This is a genomic window from Micromonospora palythoicola (assembly GCF_036689795.1).
Taxonomy (GTDB): domain Bacteria; phylum Actinomycetota; class Actinomycetes; order Mycobacteriales; family Micromonosporaceae; genus Micromonospora; species Micromonospora palythoicola.
Genome location: NZ_JBAGKI010000055.1, coordinates 16,802 through 37,294, shown reverse-complemented (window position 1 = coordinate 37,294; position 20,493 = coordinate 16,802). Strand labels below are relative to the sequence as shown.

22 protein-coding genes are annotated in these 20,493 nt (G+C 72.0%); 6 read left to right on the top strand and 16 right to left on the bottom strand.

The window, feature by feature from the left end; all coding sequences use genetic code 11:
* Positions 1 to 252 precede the first annotated feature (252 nt).
* On the bottom strand, positions 253 to 1,533 hold the full coding sequence (locus V5O40_RS21365) for a D-alanyl-D-alanine carboxypeptidase (protein ID WP_408631920.1): 1,281 nt from the start codon (positions 1,531 to 1,533) through the stop codon (positions 253 to 255).
* A 363-nt stretch (positions 1,534 to 1,896) separates the two neighbouring features.
* Here V5O40_RS21365 and V5O40_RS21360 point away from each other — a divergent pair, with 363 nt between their 5' ends.
* On the top strand, positions 1,897 to 2,730 hold the full coding sequence (locus V5O40_RS21360; protein ID WP_332907109.1) for a hypothetical protein: 834 nt from the start codon (positions 1,897 to 1,899) through the stop codon (positions 2,728 to 2,730).
* A 171-nt stretch (positions 2,731 to 2,901) separates the two neighbouring features.
* Here V5O40_RS21360 and V5O40_RS21355 read toward each other — a convergent pair whose 3' ends face one another.
* Positions 2,902 to 3,627, bottom strand: coding sequence for a MerR family DNA-binding transcriptional regulator (locus tag V5O40_RS21355; RefSeq protein WP_332907108.1), 726 nt, complete (start codon positions 3,625 to 3,627; stop codon positions 2,902 to 2,904).
* 175 nt (positions 3,628 to 3,802) lie between these two features.
* On the opposite strand from V5O40_RS21355, the gene V5O40_RS21350 reads away from it, so the two are divergent.
* A complete protein-coding gene (locus V5O40_RS21350; RefSeq protein ID WP_332907107.1) occupies positions 3,803 to 6,076 on the top strand; it encodes an excinuclease ABC subunit UvrA in 2,274 nt (757 codons plus the stop codon).
* Positions 6,077 to 6,207: 131 nt separating this feature from the next.
* Here the strand turns inward: V5O40_RS21350 and V5O40_RS21345 are convergent, their stop codons facing one another.
* Both V5O40_RS21345 and V5O40_RS21340 read right to left on the bottom strand, forming a co-directional pair.
* Complete coding sequence (locus V5O40_RS21345) at positions 6,208 to 6,570, bottom strand: protein-tyrosine phosphatase family protein (RefSeq protein ID WP_408631919.1); 363 nt, start codon at positions 6,568 to 6,570, stop codon at positions 6,208 to 6,210.
* A gap of 131 nt (positions 6,571 to 6,701) precedes the next feature.
* Complete coding sequence (locus V5O40_RS21340) at positions 6,702 to 7,505, bottom strand: DedA family protein (RefSeq protein ID WP_332907105.1); 804 nt, start codon at positions 7,503 to 7,505, stop codon at positions 6,702 to 6,704.
* 72 nt (positions 7,506 to 7,577) lie between these two features.
* On the opposite strand from V5O40_RS21340, the gene V5O40_RS21335 reads away from it, so the two are divergent.
* On the top strand, positions 7,578 to 8,273 hold the full coding sequence (locus V5O40_RS21335) for a carbon-nitrogen hydrolase family protein (protein WP_332907104.1): 696 nt from the start codon (positions 7,578 to 7,580) through the stop codon (positions 8,271 to 8,273).
* A 38-nt stretch (positions 8,274 to 8,311) separates the two neighbouring features.
* Here the strand turns inward: V5O40_RS21335 and V5O40_RS21330 are convergent, their stop codons facing one another.
* The 5 genes from V5O40_RS21330 to V5O40_RS21310 all read right to left on the bottom strand — a co-directional run bounded on the left by V5O40_RS21330 (position 8,312) and on the right by V5O40_RS21310 (position 12,649).
* On the bottom strand, positions 8,312 to 9,835 hold the full coding sequence (locus tag V5O40_RS21330; protein WP_332907103.1) for a serine/threonine-protein kinase: 1,524 nt from the start codon (positions 9,833 to 9,835) through the stop codon (positions 8,312 to 8,314).
* Between the two features lie 44 nt (positions 9,836 to 9,879).
* On the bottom strand, positions 9,880 to 10,086 hold the full coding sequence (locus V5O40_RS21325) for a hypothetical protein (protein ID WP_164450244.1): 207 nt from the start codon (positions 10,084 to 10,086) through the stop codon (positions 9,880 to 9,882).
* Positions 10,087 to 10,088: 2 nt separating this feature from the next.
* Entirely contained in the window at positions 10,089 to 11,144 is a 1,056-nt protein-coding gene (locus tag V5O40_RS21320; RefSeq protein WP_332907102.1) for a LacI family DNA-binding transcriptional regulator, read from the bottom strand.
* 245 nt (positions 11,145 to 11,389) lie between these two features.
* Positions 11,390 to 12,271: a helix-turn-helix domain-containing protein gene (locus V5O40_RS21315; RefSeq protein WP_408631918.1), complete on the bottom strand. Its 882-nt coding sequence runs from the start codon at positions 12,269 to 12,271 to the stop codon at positions 11,390 to 11,392.
* A 138-nt stretch (positions 12,272 to 12,409) separates the two neighbouring features.
* Positions 12,410 to 12,649: a DUF397 domain-containing protein gene (locus tag V5O40_RS21310; protein ID WP_164449783.1), complete on the bottom strand. Its 240-nt coding sequence runs from the start codon at positions 12,647 to 12,649 to the stop codon at positions 12,410 to 12,412.
* 255 nt (positions 12,650 to 12,904) lie between these two features.
* On the opposite strand from V5O40_RS21310, the gene V5O40_RS21305 reads away from it, so the two are divergent.
* Together V5O40_RS21305 and V5O40_RS21300 are read left to right on the top strand one after the other, a co-directional pair.
* Positions 12,905 to 13,552 carry a GGDEF domain-containing protein gene (locus V5O40_RS21305; RefSeq protein ID WP_332907100.1) on the top strand — a complete coding sequence of 216 codons (648 nt, stop codon included), beginning with the start codon at positions 12,905 to 12,907 and terminating at the stop codon, positions 13,550 to 13,552.
* 78 nt (positions 13,553 to 13,630) lie between these two features.
* Entirely contained in the window at positions 13,631 to 14,281 is a 651-nt protein-coding gene (locus V5O40_RS21300; protein ID WP_332907099.1) for a flavodoxin family protein, read from the top strand.
* Between the two features lie 62 nt (positions 14,282 to 14,343).
* Here V5O40_RS21300 and V5O40_RS21295 read toward each other — a convergent pair whose 3' ends face one another.
* Positions 14,344 to 14,826 carry a type II toxin-antitoxin system PemK/MazF family toxin gene (locus V5O40_RS21295; RefSeq protein WP_269741840.1) on the bottom strand — a complete coding sequence of 161 codons (483 nt, stop codon included), beginning with the start codon at positions 14,824 to 14,826 and terminating at the stop codon, positions 14,344 to 14,346.
* A 77-nt stretch (positions 14,827 to 14,903) separates the two neighbouring features.
* Positions 14,904 to 15,260 carry a DUF2267 domain-containing protein gene (locus V5O40_RS21290; RefSeq protein WP_332907098.1) on the bottom strand — a complete coding sequence of 119 codons (357 nt, stop codon included), beginning with the start codon at positions 15,258 to 15,260 and terminating at the stop codon, positions 14,904 to 14,906.
* Positions 15,261 to 15,651: 391 nt separating this feature from the next.
* Between V5O40_RS21290 and V5O40_RS21285 the strand changes: the two genes are divergently transcribed.
* Positions 15,652 to 16,110, top strand: a complete 459-nt coding sequence (locus V5O40_RS21285; protein WP_332907097.1) for a hypothetical protein — start codon at positions 15,652 to 15,654, stop codon at positions 16,108 to 16,110.
* A 13-nt stretch (positions 16,111 to 16,123) separates the two neighbouring features.
* Here V5O40_RS21285 and V5O40_RS21280 read toward each other — a convergent pair whose 3' ends face one another.
* From V5O40_RS21280 to pstC, 5 genes are all read right to left on the bottom strand, one after another.
* The gene (locus V5O40_RS21280; protein ID WP_332907096.1) at positions 16,124 to 16,780 is read right to left on the bottom strand and encodes a hypothetical protein; all 657 of its coding nucleotides are present in this window, start codon (positions 16,778 to 16,780) and stop codon (positions 16,124 to 16,126) included.
* Positions 16,777 to 17,526, bottom strand: coding sequence for a winged helix-turn-helix transcriptional regulator (locus V5O40_RS21275; protein ID WP_332907095.1), 750 nt, complete (start codon positions 17,524 to 17,526; stop codon positions 16,777 to 16,779). The genes V5O40_RS21280 and V5O40_RS21275 overlap by 4 nt, the downstream gene beginning before the upstream one ends.
* A 180-nt stretch (positions 17,527 to 17,706) precedes the next feature.
* The gene (gene pstB, locus V5O40_RS21270) at positions 17,707 to 18,570 is read right to left on the bottom strand and encodes a phosphate ABC transporter ATP-binding protein PstB (protein WP_332907094.1); all 864 of its coding nucleotides are present in this window, start codon (positions 18,568 to 18,570) and stop codon (positions 17,707 to 17,709) included.
* Position 18,571: 1 nt separating this feature from the next.
* Positions 18,572 to 19,486, bottom strand: a complete 915-nt coding sequence (gene pstA / locus V5O40_RS21265; protein ID WP_269741845.1) for a phosphate ABC transporter permease PstA — start codon at positions 19,484 to 19,486, stop codon at positions 18,572 to 18,574.
* Entirely contained in the window at positions 19,483 to 20,475 is a 993-nt protein-coding gene (gene pstC / locus V5O40_RS21260) for a phosphate ABC transporter permease subunit PstC (RefSeq protein ID WP_269741846.1), read from the bottom strand. The genes pstA and pstC overlap by 4 nt, the downstream gene beginning before the upstream one ends.
* Positions 20,476 to 20,493 lie beyond the last annotated feature (18 nt).

Below are 20,493 nucleotides of genomic sequence, written 5' to 3'. Positions count from 1 at the left end.
CCCGCTGCCCGGGGTCGGGTGCCGGCGCCGCGGTTGGTGTGGGGCGGGGGGGGGGGGGCGCTGCCGGCGGACCCCGCACCCGCGCCGCCGCCCGGGCGTCGGCGACCGGTACCAGTGGCGTCGCCAGCAGCGCGGCAGCCACCGCCACGGTAAGTGCGGAAGCTCTCACAATCAGCGACACTATCGAGTGAATTCCGACCAGTCCCACAAATCGACCACCACCGCGGCCCGGATCTTGGACCCGGGCAGCCCTCATGAGGGCGGTTTCGCACCAAGATCTGTTCGGCGCGGGTGTCGGGCGGCGAGGATTGCCAGGGTGATCGCGAGCGCTCCGACGGCGAGCGCCACGAACGTTCCCACGCCCGGTCGCTCGGCGACCGAGGCGGTGCCCGCCGGCCGAGCTGAGGTGGCGGCGGCCGACGCTGCCGGGTCGACCGGCCGGGTCGGCACCGGTGACGGTTCGGTGTCCAACTCCCCCGGCTCCACCAGCCGGCCGACGCTTGTCCGCCGGGGCAGCGCGAAGCCCCAGTCGAGCAGCGCGGCACCCTGCTCCCAACCGCGTCGCGGCCGGGGCTCGGCGCCGAGCAGCGTGGCGACCAGTCGGCGACCGTCCCGCTCGGCCGCGCCGACATAGGTGTGCCGTGCGTAGTCGGTGAAGCCGGTCTTGCCGCCGAGGGCACCGGCGTAGCGGTACACCAGTTGGTTCTCGTTCTGGATCTCGAAGCCCCTGCCCCGCACCGCCTTCTGCGCCGGGATGCGGGCGCGCTCCGTGAGCGCGTACCGCCGGAAGGTCGGATCGGCGAAGCAGACCCGGGCGATCAGGGCCAGGTCGTACGCGCTGGTGAACTGGCCGGGTGCGTCCAGCCCGGACGGGGTGACCGCGTGGGTCTGGTACGCGCCGAGCAGTCTGGCCTGCTCGTTCATCGCCCGCACCCCGCCGGTCACGCCGTCGGCGCCGCCGCCGAGGCGGGCCAACGCGTTGGCCGCCTCGTTGCCCGACTGCAACAGCAGCCCCAGCCAGAGGGTCTCCACCCGGTAGCGACCGCCCGGCACCAGCCCGACCGCCGAGCTGCCGGGGGCGATGTCCAGGTCCTCCCTGGTGACCGTGACGACCTGCGCCGGATCGAGTTTCGGCAGCATGGTCGCGGCCAACAGCAGCTTCTGCACGCTGGCCGGGGTGGCGTACTCGTGTGGACCGCAGCCGCCCAGCACCTCGCCGGTGTCCAGATCCGCCACCAGCCACGAGGTCGCCGTCACCCTGGGCGGGGCCGGCACTCCCGGCGGCACGATCAGGCCGGGGGTGGCCAGCGCGTCTCCGCCGATTGTCCGGTGCGCCGCGACGGATGGCGGTGGTGTCGGCTTCGGCGACCGGGACACCTTCGGCGCCACCGCTTTCGGGCAGGGCACGGCCGTCGGGGCCGGCGTCGCGGACACCGAGAGGGGTAGCGGCGGCGTGGTGGCGGCCGGGACAGCGACCGAGGTGGACAATCCGGAACCGACAGTGATCGCCGCGGCACCGGGAGTCGCCGGCATCACCACGGCGGCGACGGCGGCACAACAGGTGGCCAGGGCCCGGATTCTCATGAACACGCAGACTAACGGCACGATCGTCGGTGTCGCCCACCCCGCCCGACCGGCTCGCGTCGGACGGCGGCCGCGATCGTCGCTGCGGATCGTTGAACCGATCCCACCCACCCCCCGTATCCACGGTCGAACACATGAAACGCCCGGACCTGCGGCGGGAGCGCTCCCGCGCGGCTCGGTCCGACGTCACCCGTGAGGGTCCTCGGCATGCGGGGCGGGGCCGGCCGCCGCCGCCGAGCGTCTTTCCGGGCACCCCATCGCGCACCAGCCGACGGGCCGACCCGTCGGGCGGTCAATCATGAGGAGAGAAGCATGGTCAGGCGTACGCAGCAGCACCGCAAGCACGCTGCCTTGAAGCTCGGTGGCGTCGGTGTGCTGGCGGTGGTGCTCCTGGGCGGCGGTCTGACGCTGGCCTCCGCCGACGACGCGGCCGAGCCGCAGACGGCGAACTGCCCGACGGTACGGGACAAGCTGTCCAACGTGCCCGCCGCCGCCGTCGCCGGGGTGGAGCAGGAACTTGCCAACCTCGACAAGCAGATCGCCGAGGCAAACGCCCGCCTCGCCCAGCAGGCCGCCAACCCCCAGGGTGGCCCCGCCTTCATTCAGAACGCCATCCTCGGACCCCTGGCCAGCAAGCGGACCGCCGCCCTCGATCGCATCGGCATCAACATCTCCCGTGTCGGTGGTCAACGCCCCGACCTCGCCAGCCTCGCCACCTGCGGCCTCAACGCCGCAGGCGTGCCCAGCGCCGTCAACGGCAACGCCGGTAACGGCAACAGCAACGCAGGTAACGGCAACGCAGGCAACGGGAATGTCGGTAACGGCAACGCGGGGGCCGGCGTCGCACAGCGGGTGAACTGCCCGACGGTGGCCGACCGGCTGCCGGCGGTGCCGGCTCAGGCCGCCGCGGAGGTGCGGCGGGAACTCGCCAACCTGGAGAGCCAGATCGCCGACGCCAACGCCCGCCTCGCCCGGCAGGCGGCCAACCCCCAGGGTGGCCCGAACTTCGTGCGCAACGCCATCATCGGCCCGCTGGAGGACCGGCGGGTCGCGGCGATCAACCGCATCGCCACCGCGATCGGCCGGGTCGACGGCAACCGCCCCGCCGATCTGGTCAACCTGGCCAGGCCCTGCTCGGCGGGCTGACGACCTGATCCACCCGGAGCAGCTAGCGGTGGTGACACGAGTGGTCCCCCCTCGAACACCACGTTGACCGAGCCTCCGCTGGAAGATCGCCTTCAGGCGGTGATGTCACTCAGACAGGACCATGTCGTCGTGACATCACCGCTTTCGGTCCAGGAGCCTGTCCGAGCGGTGTCAGCCGGCCAGCTGGCACAGATAGTCGTGCAGGATCGCGGAGGCGGCGAGCCGCCGCCGGCTGCGACGGTGCAATTCCTGCTCGCGGCGGGCCAGCTCGGCCCGGACCCGCTGCGGGCTCCCGGTGGTCCGCATCTCGTCGAGCACCGCTGTGATGATCTCGAACGGGTACGCGCCCCGGCGCAGCAGCGCCACCACCTGGGCGGCACGCTGCTCGGCCTCGTCGTATACCCGGTAGCCCGTGCCCGCCTCGCGGGCCGGGCGCAGCAGACCGCGCGCCTCCCACAGGCGCAGTTGCGAGGTGCGGACCCCGACCAGGTCGGCCACGACGCCGACGCGTACCGCCCGGCGTGGCACGGCGGTGTGCCGGCGTGGACTGCTGACCACCGTCTCGAACGCGCCGAGCACCATCCGGATCTCGGCGCGTTCGCGGTCCAACTCGGCGTGTCCGGCGTCCAGCGACGCCAGCGCCGTCGGCAGGTCACCCCGGTGGACCGCGGCCATGATCTCCCGGGTACGCGTCCAGCCGTGCCCGTCGGCCACCGACCGGGCCACCGCCAGGGCCCGCGCGTGCGCGTCGGTGAAGATCCGGTAGCCGCTCGGGGTGCGCTCGACCGGAGGCAGCACGCCGAGGTCGACGTAGTTGCGGACCTGCTGTACGGAGACACCCGCCGTCGCGGCGAGATCCACCGCACGCAACCGTCCACTGCCCCGACGATCCACCACCGGCTCAGCCTAGCCTCCCATGTCGTTTGAGACTTCTCGTCATCTATCCGGCCGACCAGCGCTCATGATGCCGCAAAAGTCTCCACAAGCACTTGAATGAGACAATTGAACCCGGCCAGGTCATCGGAAGCCAGTTTCCGGGCGGGAGTCCGTCCACATCTCGCGAAGGGTTCGCATGCAGCAGCCAGCAGGGTCCGCCGCCGACAGTCACGACATCATCGAGGTACGCGGGGCGCGGGAGAACAACCTCGACGCCGTCTCGGTCGACATCCCCAAGCGCCGGCTGACCGTCTTCACCGGCGTGTCCGGTTCCGGCAAGTCCTCACTGGTCTTCGGCACCATCGCCGCCGAGTCCCAGCGGCTGATCAACGAGACCTACAGTGCCTTCCTCCAGTCGTTCATGCCCAACCTCTCCCGGCCCGAGGTGGACTCGCTACGCAATCTCACCCCGGCCATCGTGGTCGACCAGGAGCGGATGGGCGCCAACTCGCGCTCCACCGTCGGCACCGCCACCGACGCGTACGCCATGCTGCGCATCGTGTTCAGCCGGCTGGGTGACCCGCACGTCGGCGGGGCCGGCGCCTTCAGCTTCAACCTGGCCGAGGGGATGTGCCCCACCTGTGAGGGCCTGGGCCGGGTCTCCGATCTCGACGTCAACGAACTGGTCGACGTGGAGAAGTCGCTCAACGACGGCGCGATCACCGTGCCGAACTTCGCCGTCGACACGTGGTACTGGCAGACCATCGTCGGCTCCGGTCTGTTCGACCCGGACGTCAAGCTCCAGGACTTCACGCCGCAGCAGTGGCAGGACCTCCTGCACAAGCCCGCCACGAAGATCAAGGTGGGCGGCACGAACCTGACCTACGAGGGTCTGTTCGTCAAGGTGCGCCGGCTCTACCTCGCCAAGGACCGGGAGTCCATGCAGCCGCACATCCGGGCCTTCGTCGACCGGGCGGTCACCTTCACCACCTGCGCCGACTGCGGAGGAACCCGCCTGAACGCGGCGGCGCTGTCCTCCCGCATCGCCGGCCGCAACATCGCCGAGTGCGCCGCGATGCAGATCAGCGACCTGGCCGGGTTCATCCGCGGCATCGACGACCCGTCGGTCGCCCCGTTGACCGGCAACCTTCGGGAGTTGCTGGACTCGCTGGTCGAGATCGGTCTGGGATATCTCAGCCTCGATCGGGAGTCGGCCACCCTCTCCGGCGGTGAGGCGCAACGGGTCAAGATGGTCCGGCACCTCGGTTCCAGCCTCTCCGACATCACGTACGTGTTCGACGAACCCACTGTCGGCCTGCACCCGCACGACATCGCCCGAATGAACGACCTGCTGCTACGGCTGCGGGACAAGGGCAACACGGTGCTCGTGGTCGAGCACAAGCCGGAGACCATCGCGGTGGCCGACCATGTGGTCGATCTCGGTCCCGGTGCCGGTACCGCCGGTGGCCGGATCTGCTACACCGGGGACGTGCCCGGCCTGCGCCGCTCCGACACGCTCACCGGTCGGCACCTGGACCACCGGGTACGGCTCCGGGAACCGGTCCGTACGCCTCGGGGGCACCTCGCGATCCGGCACGCCGATCTGCACAACCTGCGCGACGTCAGCGTGGACATCCCGCTCGGTGTGTTGACCGTGGTCACCGGGGTGGCCGGCTCCGGCAAGAGTTCCCTGGTGCACGGCTCACTGCACGGCCGCGACGGTGTGGTGGTCGTGGACCAGGCCCCGATCCGTGGCTCCCGGCGCAGCAACCCGGCCACCTACACCGGCCTGCTCGACCCGGTACGCACCGCCTTCGCCAAGGCCAACGGCGTCAAGGCCGCTCTGTTCAGCGCCAACTCCGAGGGCGCCTGCCCCACCTGCAAGGGCATCGGGCTGGTCTACACCGACCTGGCGATGATGGCCGGCGTCGCCTCCGTCTGCGAGCAGTGCGAGGGTCGCCGCTTCACCGACGAGGTGCTCACCTACCGGCTGCGCGGGCGCACCATCAGCGAGGTGCTCGGCATGTCGGTGGCCGAGGCCCGGGACTTCTTCCCCAGCGGGCCGGCCCGGACCATCCTGGACCGGATGGCCGACGTCGGGCTGAGTTACCTCACCCTCGGCCAGCCGCTGACCACCCTCTCCGGCGGCGAGCGACAACGGCTCAAGCTGGCCATCCACATGGCCGACAAGGCCGGCACCTACGTGCTGGACGAACCGACCACCGGACTGCACCTGGCCGACGTCGACCAACTGCTCGCGCTGCTCGACCGGCTCGTCGACGCCGGCAACACGGTGATCGTCATCGAGCACCACCAGGCGGTGATGGCCCACGCGGACTGGCTGATCGACCTCGGACCGGGTGCCGGTCACGACGGCGGCCGGATCGTGTTCACCGGCACTCCCGCCGACCTGGTGGCGCGCGGCGACACGCTCACCGCCCGCCACCTGCGCGACTACGTGGCCGGCTGACCACCGCCGGAGCCGGTGGCGCCCGCCGGCCGGCTCCGGCCCAGTCGCCCGACCGGGGTGCCCCTGCCGCGCCGACGCCGCGGAGGCTGCGCATCCCGCCGGCCCCACCACCACACCGGCGGTCGGGCCCGTCAGACCGCGGACAGCCGGCGCAGCCAGCGCCGTTGCCAGGGTGTCTCCACCGCGCCCGGCCGGTAGGCGGCGCGTACCCAGTCGACCGCGTCCTCGGCAGGCAACCCGTCGAGGATGGCCAGCGCCGCCAAGGCGGTGCCGGTCCGTCCCGTGCCACCCCGGCAGGCCACCTCCACCCGCTGGCCGGCGTACCCGCGACGCAGCGCCTCACCGAGCGCGTCCAGCGCGTCCGCCCGGTCCAGCGGAACCCAGAAATCCGGCCACCGTACCCGCCGGTACGCCCAACCGGGCACCGGCCCAGGAGCGAGCAGCAGGCTGAAGTCGGCCGGTGTCGCCGGGTCACCGATCCGGCGGCCCCGCATCCGGACCCCGCCGGGCAGTTCCACCACACCGGCCCCGTCCGACCAGTCCGATCCGCGCACCACACCTCCTCGCCGGCAACCGACACGTCCGGCGCCCCTGCGGCGTGTCGTCCGCACCGGGCCGGCCGGAATCAGCGCCGGGGTTCCCGGTCGGTCCGTTCGTGGCCGTCCGACCAGACGCTGCGGTAGATGGTGCCCCGCCCGTCGGGATCCGGCACCCCGGTGGGCGTCGAGTCGGTCAGGCCGGCGCCGCTGTCGTTCGGCAGCAGTCCGCCGGCTCGACGCGAGCGGCGCAACCGGGTGACGACGAACCAGACGACACCCAACGCCGTGGCGGCGATGACCACGTTCTGCAGGATGCCGGCGTACCCCTCGACCAGGTGCCAGTTGTCGCCGAGCAGGTAGCCGGCCAGCACGAAGGTGGTGTTCCAGATCAGGCTGCCCAGCGTGGTGTAGACCGCGAAGGTGAGCAGCGGCATGCGTTCCACCCCGGCCGGTATGGAGATCATGCTCCGGAAGATCGGGATCATCCGTCCGAAGAAGACGGCCTTGACGCCGTGCCGCAGGAACCACTCCTCGGTCCGGTCGATGTCGCTGAGCTTCACCAGCGGCAGCCGTGCCGCGATGGCCCGCGTCCGCTCCCGGCCCAGCGCGGCGCCGATCCAGTAGAGCGCGAGGGCACCGAGCAGCGAACCGAGTGTCGTCCAGAAGATGGCACCGATGACGCTCATCCGTCCCTGTGCCGCGACGAATCCGGCGAGCGGCAGGATCACCTCGCTGGGAATCGGCGGGAACAGGTTCTCCAGCGCCACGGCCAGCCCCGCACCGGGGCCACCGAGCCGCTCCACCAGGTCGGTGACGAAACCCACCAGGCCGTCCTCGGGTGGTGCGGACTGGCCGACGACCGAGGGCGAGGCGTACCGGACATGCGTCATGTCCTACACGCTACGAACCGCACCTGAGAGTCGCCGCACCGGCGTCGACTTTTTCGGAACTAGGCTGCGCGCATGTCCCGCCCTCCACTGGCCGTCGCCGTCGCCCAATCCTCGTGCGTGTCGTACGACGTGGCGACGAACGTGGCCGCGCACGCCGCGATCGTCCGTGCCGCCGCGACCCGGGTGGTCGTCTTCCCGGAGCTGTCGCTCACCGGCTACGAACTCGACGCCGCGCCGGTCGACCCGGCGGACCCGCGGCTCGCGCCGCTGGTCGCCGCGTGTACGGCGGCAGGGGCGGTCGCGCTGGTCGGCGCGCCGGTGGCCGGGGAGCACATCGCCACCCTCGCGGTGGACGGCACCGGGGTCCGGGTGGCGTACCGCAAGATGTGCCTCGGGGACGTCGAGGCCCGCCGCTTCCGCCCCGGCCCGGCACCGGTCGTGCTGGACGTCGACGGCTGGCGGATCGGCCTGGCGATCTGCAAGGACACCGGGGTCGCGGCACACGCGGAACGCACCTGCGCTGCCGGCGTCGACGTGTACGCCGCCTCGATCGTCGACGCCGCCGCTCAGGCGCACGTGCCGGATCAGCGGGCGGTGCGGATCAGCACCACCCACCGGGTCGTGGTCGCGGTCGCCAGCTTCGCCGGCGCCACCGGTGGCGGCTACACCGAGACGGCCGGACGGTCGGCGATCTGGTCGTCGGACGGTGCGGTCCTCGCCCGCGCCGGGACCGAACCGGGTGAGTTCGTCCAGGCGACCCTGACCTGACCGGCCGCACCGACCGCTGCCGGCCGGTGTCGAACCGTTCAGCCCTGCGGCAGGGTCTCCTCGAACCGGTCCAGCACGTCGTCGACCCGGTCGGCGAAGTCGGCGGGGAGCCGACCACGGTCCACCTCGTCGTCGAGCCGCTCGCGCAGATCCTCCAGTCGCTTCCGCTGGTCCTTCGACCGGCTCCCGACCAGTTCGGTCAACTCCTTGCGCAACCGGTCGGCGGCCTTCCGCTCGATCTCGCCGGTTAGCTGTGCCTCGGTGAGCAGCGCGATGAGTTCGACCGCCGCCCGCCGCAGGCTCGCCGGCTCCGGTGGGTCGGCCGGCGAGGTCGCGGCGGGTCGTGGTGCGGCCGGCGCGGCGGAGGTCGGCCGGTCGGTCGAGGGCGTGGTGGGGGTGGCCGTCGGCTGCCCGTCGCTCCGGTCACCGAGGACGAGCGCCGCGCCCAGACCCAGGAGCAGGACAAGTGCGAACGTGACGAGCGCGCCGGTGGGTGGGCCGGTGGGTCCGCGCCGGCCGGGCGGCCGTCCGGGTGCCGGCCGGCCGCGGGCCCGCAGTGGTCCACGGGTCGCGGATCGCGGCGCGATGCCGGACACGACGGCCGGGCGGTCCGCCGGCTCGATCAGGGTCGGCGGATGGTGGCGCACCGCCCGGGTGGACTCCGGCGGCTGCTGCCCGCCGCCGCTGGCGACCGGCCCGTCGACCGTGGCCGGTGCCGCCGGACCGGAGGCGGCGGCCCGCAACCGGGTGGCCAGTCGTCCGGCCGTGGGACGTCGTTCCGGATCAGGGTCGAGGCAGGCCAGCACCAGCTGGGCGAGATCCGCCGACAGGCCCGGCACCCGTGGGGGTGCCACGGCCGGTCGGTCGGCATGCACCCGGACCGCGTCCGGCCAGCTGCGCACGGGCAACGGCACGTCACCGGTGAGGGCGCGGTACAGCAGCGCACCGAGGGCGTACACGTCGCTGGCCGGATGGGGCGGGTCGTTGCCCAACCTCTCCGGCGCCAGGTACGCGGGCGTACCCATCAGGGCGCCGCCGGCCGGTCGCCCACCGGGCGTGGGTGCCCCGGCGAGTGCGGCGATGCCGAAGTCGAGCACCTTGGCGCCGTTGTCGGTGAGCATGACGTTGCCCGGCTTGACGTCGCAGTGCACCACACCGAGGCGGTGCGCGGCAGCCAGCGCGCTGGCCACCTCGGCGGCCATCCGCAGGGCCGGCCGCCAGGGCAGCGGGCCCTCGGCCAGCCGGTCGGCGAGATTCCGCCCGTCGACCAGCTCCATCACCAGGTACGGCACGACGCTGCCGTCGCTCAGGGCCGCCTCGCCGTAGTCGTACACCTGGGTCACGTGCGGGTGGGCCAGGCGTGCCGCCGCGCGGGCCTCACGCCGGAGGGTGGCCCGCAGGTCCGGGTCGACGGCGAACGTGCCGGCGAGGACCTTCACCGCGACCGACCGGCCCAGGACCTCGTCGTCGGCGCGCCACACCTCGGACATTCCGCCGAGGCCGACGCGGTCGTGCAGCACGTAGCGGTCGTGCAACCGCAGGCTGGGGGTGAACGGCGACATGGGCCTCCAGTCTGCCTGCTGCACCCCCCGGCGCACCACCCGCCCTACGTACGGCAGGCGGGTGGGGCGGGCACCGGACGGGGCTGGATCTGGTCGGCGAGCCGGCGCAGCGCCCCGGCGGCGAGCCGGCGGGTGACCACCAGCCGCTCCGGTCGGGGTACGTCGGGTCGGACCGGCGCGTCCGGGCGGGCGGACATGACATGGCGGGTCACCGCGTCGACGGCCATGACGAAGCCGGTGGACTGTTCCATGGTCAACTCCTCGGTACCGGTCCGGAGCTGCTCCGGACGACGAGTGTGGTGGGCAGCAGGATCTGGCCCGCGGCGGCGTCCACGGGCGGGTCGAGCAGCAGCGTGGCGGCGCTGCGGCCCTTCGCCTCGCCGGGTTGGCTGATGGTGGTCAGGCCGGCCGGGGTGGCCTCGGCGATGTCGTCGAAGCCGGTCACCGAGACGCCCCGCCCCCACCCGCCGTCGGCCCGCAGGACGTCGAGCGCGCCGAGGGCGAGCACGTCGGAGCAGGCCAGCACCGCCGTGGGCGGTTCGGGCAGGTGTGTCAGCTCGCTGACCGCGGCGGCGCCCGCGGCTCGGGTGTTGTCGGTGGCGGTGAGCACGGTCAGGTCGGGCCAGGCGACCCCGACCGTCGCGAAGGCGTCGGCGAAGCCGGCCAGTCGGTCCCGGGTGGTGGGATGCGGCACGTCGGCCACGTCGTCGACCAGCAGCGGCCCGGCAGGCGCGTCGGGCAGCACGTCGTGGCCGAGCAGGGCGACCTTCCGGTGGCCGAGGGCGGTCAGGTGCGCCGCGGCGGACCGGGCGGCCGACCGCTCGTCGATGCCGACCCAGAGGTCACCGGCCCGGGGACGCGCGGAGGTGGTGACGAAGGGCAGGCCACGGCCACGGATCGTGTCGAGAATGCCCTCCTCGTCGCCGGCACAGTAGACGCAGAACCCGTCGACGGCGGCGTTCTCCACCGCCCTGCGTGCGCCCGTGGCGTCGTCGGGCAGGGGTATCAGCAGCAGGTTGCTGTCGTGGCGCTCGGCCGCCTCGGCCACCCCGGTGAGGAACCGGACGGCGAAGGGGTCGGTGAACGCGTACGACAGCCGGGAGGTGAACAGCACCCCGATGGCGCCCACGAAGCCCCGTCGCAGCGACCGGGCGGTGGGGTCGGGCCCCGCGTACCCCATCTGCCGCGCGGTTTCCAGGATGCGCTGACGCAGCTGCGCCGAGAGTTGGTCGGGACGGCAGTAGGCGTTGGAGACGGTGCTGCGCGAGACACCGACGGCCTCGGCCACGGCCCGCAAGGTCGGCTTCATCCACCACCCCTCCTGCCTTCTGGATCGATCCAGCAACTGGATCGATCCAGACGCTATCCCCCACCCCCACCCCCGTCAATCCCCCCACCACCCCGCCCCCAGGCTGATCATGAAGTTGTTGCTGCGGACAAGCGGGCGCTTGCCACGGCGACAACTTCATGATCGACGCTCGGGTCTGCGCGCAACACAGCGCGCCCCCGGGCGGGCGGTGCGCACGGGGGTGGGGTGTGGGGCGGCTTCGGGGGTCAGCGGGGGGTGAGGTCGGCGATCATCCGTTGCAGGATCTCCGGGGTGCGCTCCGGTGGCTCGGCCTCGACGCAGAGCCGCTCCATGGCCACCGCGTAGAAGTCGAGATCCTCGCGCTTGTCCAGGTAGATGGCACTGGTCAACTGTTCGATGTACACGATGTCGGGCAGGTCCTGGTCACCGAAGCGCAGGATGGTGAAGGCGCCACCGGCGGCGGCGTGCCCACCGGCGGCGAACGGGATCACCTGCAGCCGGACGTTCGGCGTACGCGTCGCCTCGAGCAGCGCCTCCAGTTGGCCACGCATCACCTGCGGGCCACCGATCGGCCGGCGCAGCGCCGCCTCGTCGACGACCGCCCACAGGCGCGGTGGTCGGGGCCGGGTCAACAGCTCCTGGCGGCGCATCCGCAGATCCACCCGACGGTCGATCTCCTCGGGACCGGCCGTGCTGTGACCGAGCAGCACCACGGCGCGGGCGTACTCCCGGGTCTGCAACAGGCCCGGGACGAACTGGACCTCGTAGCTGCGGATGAGCGCGGCCGCGGCCTCCAGCCCGAGGTACGACTGGAACCACGACGGCAGGACGTCGCCGTACCGGTGCCACCAGCCCGGGTTGTTCGCGTCGCGCGCCAGTTTGAGCAGCGCGGCGCGCTCCTGCTCGGCGGTGACGCCGTAGAGCGTGAGCAGGTCGGCGACGTCGCGTTCCTTGAACCCGACCCGACCCAGCTCCATCCGACTGATCTTCGATTCGGAGGATCGGATCTCCCAACCGGCGCTCTCCCGGGAGACACCCCGCGACTCCCGCAGGCGTCGAAGTTGAGCGCCCAGCAGCATCCGCAGCACGGTCGGGCCGGCCGCCGGACCCTCCTCGGCGGAAACCATGGTCACCTACCGTCCTCCGCATGCCGTCAGTGGTCGAACCGGTGGACCGACTCGACCGACGTGTAAGCATGCCATGAACCGTCAGTGAGGTGAACCGCCCATCCCGTGCGGGACGAATCCCGTCGATGGGATGTGGGGTCAGCCGATCAGATGATCGAAGTCACCGTCCCGGGCACCGAGCACGAACGCGGCGATCTCGTCCACCGTGTAGATCAGCGCGGGTCCGTCCGGGTGCCGGGAGTTGCGCAGGGCGATTCCCGCACCGCCGGGCAGCTCCGCCAGTTCGACACAGTTTCCACTGGGATTGCTGCGCCGGCTTTTCTGCCAGGCGAGGGGAGGCAAGTGGTCAACGGGTACACCGTTTGGCGGCTGCTGCATGAGGGGCTTCTGTTCTCTCCGATTGGCGCCGGTGCCGTGGGAGGAGCGGTAGCGGCTTGAGGGGCGGCGTCGGCTCGTTATGCACGTGCATCTGCTATTGCATCTGCAATGGACACCGGGGATGATAACGCACGTGCGTGCCGCCTACCTGCGCACGCTCTGTCCCGCGAACCTGACGACCATCAGGGGAAACGAGGTGTCTGGCAGCGTCCGCCACCAGGTGTCGGGCGTGTGTCGCGGAGAAGGGAGATGGTGGTGCCGGATCCGCTGACCGTCGCGTCCGGCATCTGCGCCGCGGGAGCGCTGCTCTCCTCCTGGCAGTTGGGACGCCGGGCCGTGCGGGCCGAGGCCGAGATCGGGCGTCTCCAGGCCGAACTCACCGCGGAACGGCACGCCGCCAGCCACGACCCGCTGACCGGCCTACCGAACCGACGGGCCTTCTACCGCCTCGCCGCGACGCTGCTCACCGACCGCTCCGGCTGCCATCTGATCGCCGTGGTCCTCGATCTCGACGACTTCAAGCAGATCAACGACCGGTACGGGCACGCCGCGGGAGATCAGGTACTGGTCAGCGTCGCCCAGCGACTGGCCACCTTCGCCGGTGACAACCTGGTGGCCCGCCTCGGCGGTGACGAGTTCGCCGGACTACTGGCCAGCCCGACCCTCGACCGGCGGTGGATCGACCACGCCACCCGGCGGCTGTACGACATGCTCGCCGCGCCGATCCCGATGGGTGCCGTCACCCTCCGGGTGACCGCCTCGGTCGGTCTGGCACCCGTGCTGGACAGCCAGCTCACCGAGGCGCTCAACCGCGCCGACGCGGCGATGTACGAGGCCAAGGCGCTCGGCAGCAGCCGACCGGGCCGGGCGCTGCGCGACACCGCGTACCTCGCCGAGTGCTGACATCAACCCGCACCACGCGTCGCCGCCCCTCAGGTGGGTACTCCGCCGTAACCAGGCTGGTACGGCGGAGGGAAGATCATGGCAGACATTCGGGCGCTGGTCCTCAACTGCACCCTGAAACGCTCCCCCGCCCGGTCCAGCTCCGAGGTGCTGGGCCGGGAGGTGCTCGACGCCCTCGGCGAGCAGGGGGTCACCGGGGAGCTGATCCGGGTCGTGGACCACGACGTCCGCTTCGGTGTCTCCACCGACGAGGGCGATGGCGACGCCTGGCCGCAGATCCGGGCGAAACTGCTGGCCGCGCAGATCTTCGTGATCGCCACACCGATCTGGCTCGGACAACCGTCGAGCGTCTGCAAGATGGTCCTGGAACGCCTCGACGCCGAGCTCAGCGAGACCGACGACCAAGGGCGGCTGCTCACCTACGGCAAGGTGGCCGCGGTGGCGGTCGTCGGCAACGAGGACGGCGCCCACCACACGATCGGGCAGGTGCAGCAGGCACTCAACGAGGTCGGCTTCACCTGCGCGGCGGCCGGCGCGACGTACTGGGTCGGCGAGGCACTGCACAAGACCGACTACATCGACGCGCGCCCGAAGCCGGAGACCACCGGCCGGGCGACGAAGGCGTTGGCGCTCAACAGCGCCCACCTGGCGCGGCTACTCGCCGAACAGCCGTACCCGCCGCCGGACGCCCGCGACGCCGCGGTCGAGCCGGCCCAGCGGTCCGGCTGAGGCCACCGGCCCAACCCGGTCCAGCAGGTCGGCCGGGGCTGCGGACCGGGCGAGCCGGCCGGTCAGCGCCAGCCGTACCCGGCGCGCAGGGCCTGGCCCACCCGATCGAACCGGGCCCGGTCCAGCACCGCGCCCTCCCGGCGGATGCTGTCCTCCCGCATGGTCAACACCCGGTCCAGGCGCACCCAGCTCGGCCGCCGGTCACGGTCCCAGTCGCCCGGCCCGAGGGCCAGCCAGTGCCGGTCGCCATGGCGGTCCTGCTGGCTGGAGAGCATCAGCCCGAACAGGGTCCGGCTGTGCCGGCCCACCACCAGCACCGGCCGGTCCTTGCCCTGCCGGGGGTCGTCCTCGTAGGGCACCCAGGTCCAGACGATCTCCCCCGGGTCGGCCTGTCCGTCGGGCTCCGGTGCGTACGACAGCTCACGGCGCTGCAACGCGCTGACCTGACGCCGCCGTGCGAGCTTCGCCGGGGTGGGCCCGGCCGCGCGCGGCCTCGGGATCACCGCACCGACACGGGACGCCACACTCCTGAACAGACCTGCCACGGCGGCAGCCTATCCGCTGTCACCGGTCACCCGGCCGGCAGGGACTGTGCGCTTCCTGGCCCCAGAACGGGGCTGCGTCATCCGACGACCGGGTCGGTACCACCGTCGGCGGTGGCCAGCCGCGCCACCATCTCCTGGAACTCGCCGACGGTGACCGTCTCGCGCAGGGTGGCGAAGACGGCCGCCGCCCCGGCAGCCGCCGTGCTCTCGTCGACTCCGGCCCGATCGCCGACCCGGCGCAGGAAGTCCGCCGGCCCGCCCGGCGACAGCGCGTCGGTCAGCTCGGTCGGTAGGTACCCGGTCGGGTCGGGCGGCTGCGCGCCGGTCATCCGCTCCACGACGGTCTCCAGAACCGCCCGCGCGATGTCGGCCGCGGGTTCGGGCGCCAGCCCGGAGCGGCGTGACACCGCGGCGACGAACAGCGGAAACCGCACGGCGCCCTCCTGTCGTCGGCGCCGTGGCGGATACCCCCGCCGGCACCGGGCAAACGCCCGTCCGGGGCGGCCGGGGGCCGCCCGGCCCGGTCGGACCCGTACGGTGCCCGGGCGGGCCCGTCGGGGACCGACCACGGGCGAGGCCGGCGGGACGAGCGCCGCCCGGAGGTCCCTCGGCCGACGGTGCGGCTCGCCGGCACACGTCGCGCCCCCGTTCGCCACCACGTGTGCCGGCCCGAAAGACCATGCTGGCAACCCTCCGGGCCGGTCAGTCGGCCGCCGGGTTGCCAGGCGAATGTCATCGTACGCGGACAGTAAGGAGTCCTGTCAATGCTGGATTCCGGATCCAGTCGTTGTGTAAATATGGTGTTCCGCCGTTCGAGGAGCCTCCATGCATGAGGAGCCGGACCACCTCGGCGAGACCTTCGCCGAGCGTCTCGACTGGCTGTTCCGCACCACCCCGGATCCGACCGGCAGGCCGTACAGTGTCCGCCGCGTCGCCGTCGAGCTGACCCGGCGCGGCTGCCGGATATCGCACACCCACCTCAACAACCTGCGTCAGGGCCGGGCACCGGACCCGCGACGGTCCGTGGTGGAGGCGATAGCCGACTTCTTCGGTCGTCCGCCCTCGTTCTTCACCGGCCGGCCGACCGACCGAGGGCCGCTCGACGACGACCTCGTCAACCTGCTGGCCGACCCGTACGTCCGGCAGGCGGCCCGACGGCTGGTCGACGCCCGCCTCTCGCCGGAGGGCCACGCCGTCGTGGTGGCGGTGATCGAGCAGGTCCGCCGGCTGGAGGTCGCCGCCGGCAGTCGGCGCCGCGACACCGCGCGCCTGACCGGAAGCTGAGCGTCGCCGCCGCTCACGCGTCGGAGCGCGCGACCGGGCCCTCGGCCGCGCGGTCGTCGGTGCCGCGCCCGGTCCGCCGATCGGCGCCCTGTTCCTCGCCTTGCTGGGCTTGGCCGACCGGCGGCACCCCACGGGCATCCGTCTCCGGGCCCGGCAGCCGCGCCTCCCGCCAGCGCCCGGCGCGCGCCCGGTCCATCGTGTAGCACAGCTCCCGGGGCGCCTCCGGCCGCCCGGGCACCCGATCGAACGGGAATCCCCGGCCGGCGTAGTCGTAGTGGGCCTTCAACAGCCGGGTCAGCCCCGCCATCGCACCAACGATCTTCTTGCGCGGCCGGCCGGTCGCCTCGGCCAGCTCCCCCACCGTGAACAGCCGCTGGGGCTCGGCGGCGAGCGCGTCGAGCACCGCGGCGACCGTCCGGTGGGTGGCGCTGCGCCCCTGGCTGAGCCGGCGCAGGTCCGCCACCGTCCAGTCCGACTCGGGCGGACGGGACACCGGGTCGGCCCGCCGTCGGGGCGCCGGCGTCACCCGCTGGCGGGCGTCGAGGTCGGCCAGCAACCGGGCCACGTGCGGGACGTACGCCAGCGGGACCGCCACCAGGACCATCCCCTCGGTGGGCGTGGCCGGCACACCCGCCGACGGCAGGTACGGCGGCAGCGCCGGCATGTTCACGACGTGGACGGCGTTGCCGTGGCCTGGGCGGGCACGAACCGGTAGCCCAGGCCGCGTACGGTCACGATCATCGGAGCCCGGTCCCCGTCCAGCGCCAACCGTCGACGCAGTCGCTTGATGTGCACCGTCAGGGTGTTCGAGGTGTCGTCGGAGATGCCGCCCCAGACGGCGGCGAGCAGTTGCTCGCGGGTGACCGTCCGTTCCGCGTGGCTCATGAAGAAGTACAGCAGGCGGAACTCCTTCAACGGCAGGGCCACCGTCCGGCCGTCCAGGCTCACCTCGAACGTCGCCGGGTCCACCCGCAGCCCGCCCAACTCGATCGGCGGATCGAGGGCGCCGGAGGTCTCCGGACGGATGGCCCGCAGGATGGGCAGCACCTCCTCGGCCCGGTAGGGACGCCGGACACAGGCCGTGGCACCGGCCTTGAGCGCGGCGGCGGCCACCCCACCGTCCTCGTCGCCCACTCCGACCACGGTGGGGATGCCGGCCCGGCCGGCGAGCAGGCGCACCAGCTCGGTGCAGCTCATCGTGGACAGACCGGCGGCGACCACGGCCGCGTCCGGTTGCAGCGCCCCGGCGGCCAGCAGCGCCTCGGCGGCGTGCGCGAAGTGGTGACCGCGTACCCGGTGGTCGGCCAGTTGGGCGACCAACGCGGCACCGACGCCCTCCTCGTCGTCCACCACGAGCAGCACGAAACGCCCGTCGGATCGATGGTCACCCCTGGTGGCCTCGACGAGATTGTTCATCGCACACCGGCTCCGGTTCAGTTCAGGCCCACCGCGACACCCTCGGGCGCGCCGGGCGATCCCCCGCACAACAGGTCGACGACGGTCGGCCGGACACGGCTGGGCGTCACGACGAGCCAGCCGGGCCCGGTGGGTCACCCATGACCAACGGCGACCCACCGTCGACCGTCGCGTTCGGCCTCAGCCGAAGCGACCGGTGATGTAGTCCTCCGTACGCTTGTCGGCGGGGTTGGTGAACAGCTTGCCGGTCTGGCTGAACTCGACAAGCCGCCCGTGCCGCTCCTGCGCCTCGTCCACCTCGGCGGTGAAGAACGCGGTGTAGTGGCTGACCCGGGCCGCCTGCTGCATGTTGTGGGTGACGATGACGATGGTGTAGTCGTTCGTCAGCTCGAAGATCAGGTCCTCGATCTTCGCCGTGGCGATCGGGTCGAGGGCCGAGCAGGGCTCGTCCATCAGGATCACCTCGGGCTTGACGGCGATCGTCCGGGCGATGCAGAGTCGCTGCTGCTGGCCGCCGGAGAGCGCCAGGGCACTCTTGCGCAGCTTGTCCTTGACCTCGTCCCAGAGCGCGGCCTTGGTCAGTGCCTCCTCGACGTGGTCGTCGAGCCGACCCTTGATGCCGTTGATCCGCAACCCGTACGCGACGTTGTCGTAGATGGACTTGGGGAACGGGTTGGGCTTCTGGAACACCATGCCGATGCGGCGGCGTACCTGGATCGGGTCGATGTCCTTGGCGTACAGGTCCTGGCCGTGGAACAGGACGTCGCCGCTGACCCGGGCGCCCGGGATCGGGTCGTTCATCCGGTTGAGCGCCCGCAGCACGGTGGACTTGCCGCAGCCGGACGGCCCGATCATCGCGGTGACCTGGTTCTGCTGGATCGGCATCGTGGTGCCGCGGACCGCCTCGTAGCTGCCGTAGTAGACGCTCACGTCGCGCAACTGCATCACCGACGAGTCGGCGGAGTCCGCACCGGGGAAGGTGGTGCCGGGAGCGTGCACCGCCACGGACGGGCGGGTGGTGAGGTTGGTGTCGTTGCTGGCCATGTCAGCGCTCCTTGATGGCGAACCGGCTGGAGATGAATCGGGCGATGATCGTGAAGCCGAGCACGATCACGATGAGCGTCAGCGCCGCACCCCAGGCCCGGTTCTGGGCGGCCTCGAACGGCTGGCTGGCGTTGCGGAAGATCTGTGCCGGCAGTGCCGTGTTGGAACCGTCGAAGAGGTTCCAGTTCGGCGAGAAGACGATGCCGGTGACGATGATGATCGGGGCGGTCTCACCGGCCGCGCGGGCGACGGCCAGCAGCGAACCGCTGGTGATGCCGGAGATCGCCGCCGGCAGCACCACGGTCAGCGTGGTCTTCCACTTGCGCGCACCGAGCGCCATGCTGGCCTGCCGAAGCTCGTCGGGGACCAGCCGGAGCATCTCCTCGCTGCTGCGGATGACCACCGGCAGCATCAGGCAGGCCAGCGCCAACGCGCCGGCGAAGCCGGTCTGCTCGCCGACGAGCAGCACCCAGGAGATGTAGATGAACAGTCCCATCACGATCGACGGCACGCCGGTCATCACGTCGGCCATCAGCCGGATGATCCGGGCCAGTGGCCGCTGTTTGCCGTACTCGTTGAGGTAGATCGCCCCGAAGACGCCGAGCGGAATCGCCATCAGGGCGGCCATCCCGGTGATGAGCAGCGTGCCGACGATCGCCGGGCCCATGCCCCCGCCGTCCCGGCGGTAGGAGTTGGGGATGTCCTCGTTCAGGAACGACAGGCTCATCACCCCACCGCCCTTGGCGATGACGGTGTAGGTCACCAGCGCCAGCGGGATCACGGCGAGCAGCACGGCGACCCAGATGGCCGCCGTGGCGAGATGGTTGGTGAACCGTCGGCGGCCGGATAGCGCGGCCCGGGTCAGGTCGGGCCCGCCGGCGGCCGGACGGGCGGCGGGTGGTGCGGTGAGAGTCACGCGACGCTTCCCTTCATCCGGGCCTCGGCCCGACGGACGACCACCTGGGCGAGCAGGTTGACCAGCACCGTCATCGCGAACAGCACGACGCCGAGACCGATGAGCGCGGCGGTGAAGGTGCCGGTGGACTCGCCGAACTGCTGCACGATCACGGCGGCCATCGAGTTGCCGGGGGCGAACAGGTTGGCGGTGATGTTGGTGGCACCACCGATGACCAGGGCGACCGCGATCGTCTCGCCCATCGCCCGGCCGAGGCCGAGCATCACCGCGCCGACCACCCCACCGAAGCTGTGCGGGAAGACCGCGCCCCGGATCATCTCCCAGCGGGTGGCGCCCAGGGCGAGGGCGGCGTCCTTGTCGGCGCGCGGCACCGTGCTGAACACCTCGCGGGTGATCGACGTGATGATCGGCGTGACCATGATCGCCAGGATCAGACCGGCGGTCATGAAGTTGCGGCCGCTGGCGACCGGCCCGAAGAGCCGGCCGAGCAGCGGAATGCCGCCGAGGAGGTCGTGCATCCACTGGTAGATCGGGACCAGCGCGGGTGCGACGACCAGGATGCCCCAGAGGCCGAAGACCACCGACGGCACGGCGGCCAGCAGGTCGATCACGGTCACCGCCGGGCCGCGCAACCGGCGCGGCGCCAGCTCGGTCAGGAACAGCGCGATGCCGACCGAGACCGGCACCGCGAACAGCAGCGCGATGAGCGACGAGACCGCGGTGCCGTACGCGAACGACAGCGCGCCGAAGATGGCGTCGCCGGTGGCCGGGTTCGGGTCCCAGACCCGTTCGGTGATGAAGCGCAGGCCCATCGCGTCGAACGCGGGCCAGGCCTCCCGGACGGTGGTGATCAGGATCAGCCCGAGGATGGCCAGCACCAGCAGGCCGGTGCCGAGCGTCCACCAGGAGAAGACGCGGTCGCCGAGGGCGCTGCTGCCGCGCTGGGTCAACGTCGGCTTGGCGGCGGGGGGATTGTTCGTCAAGGTCATCTTCACTCCAGCTCAGGT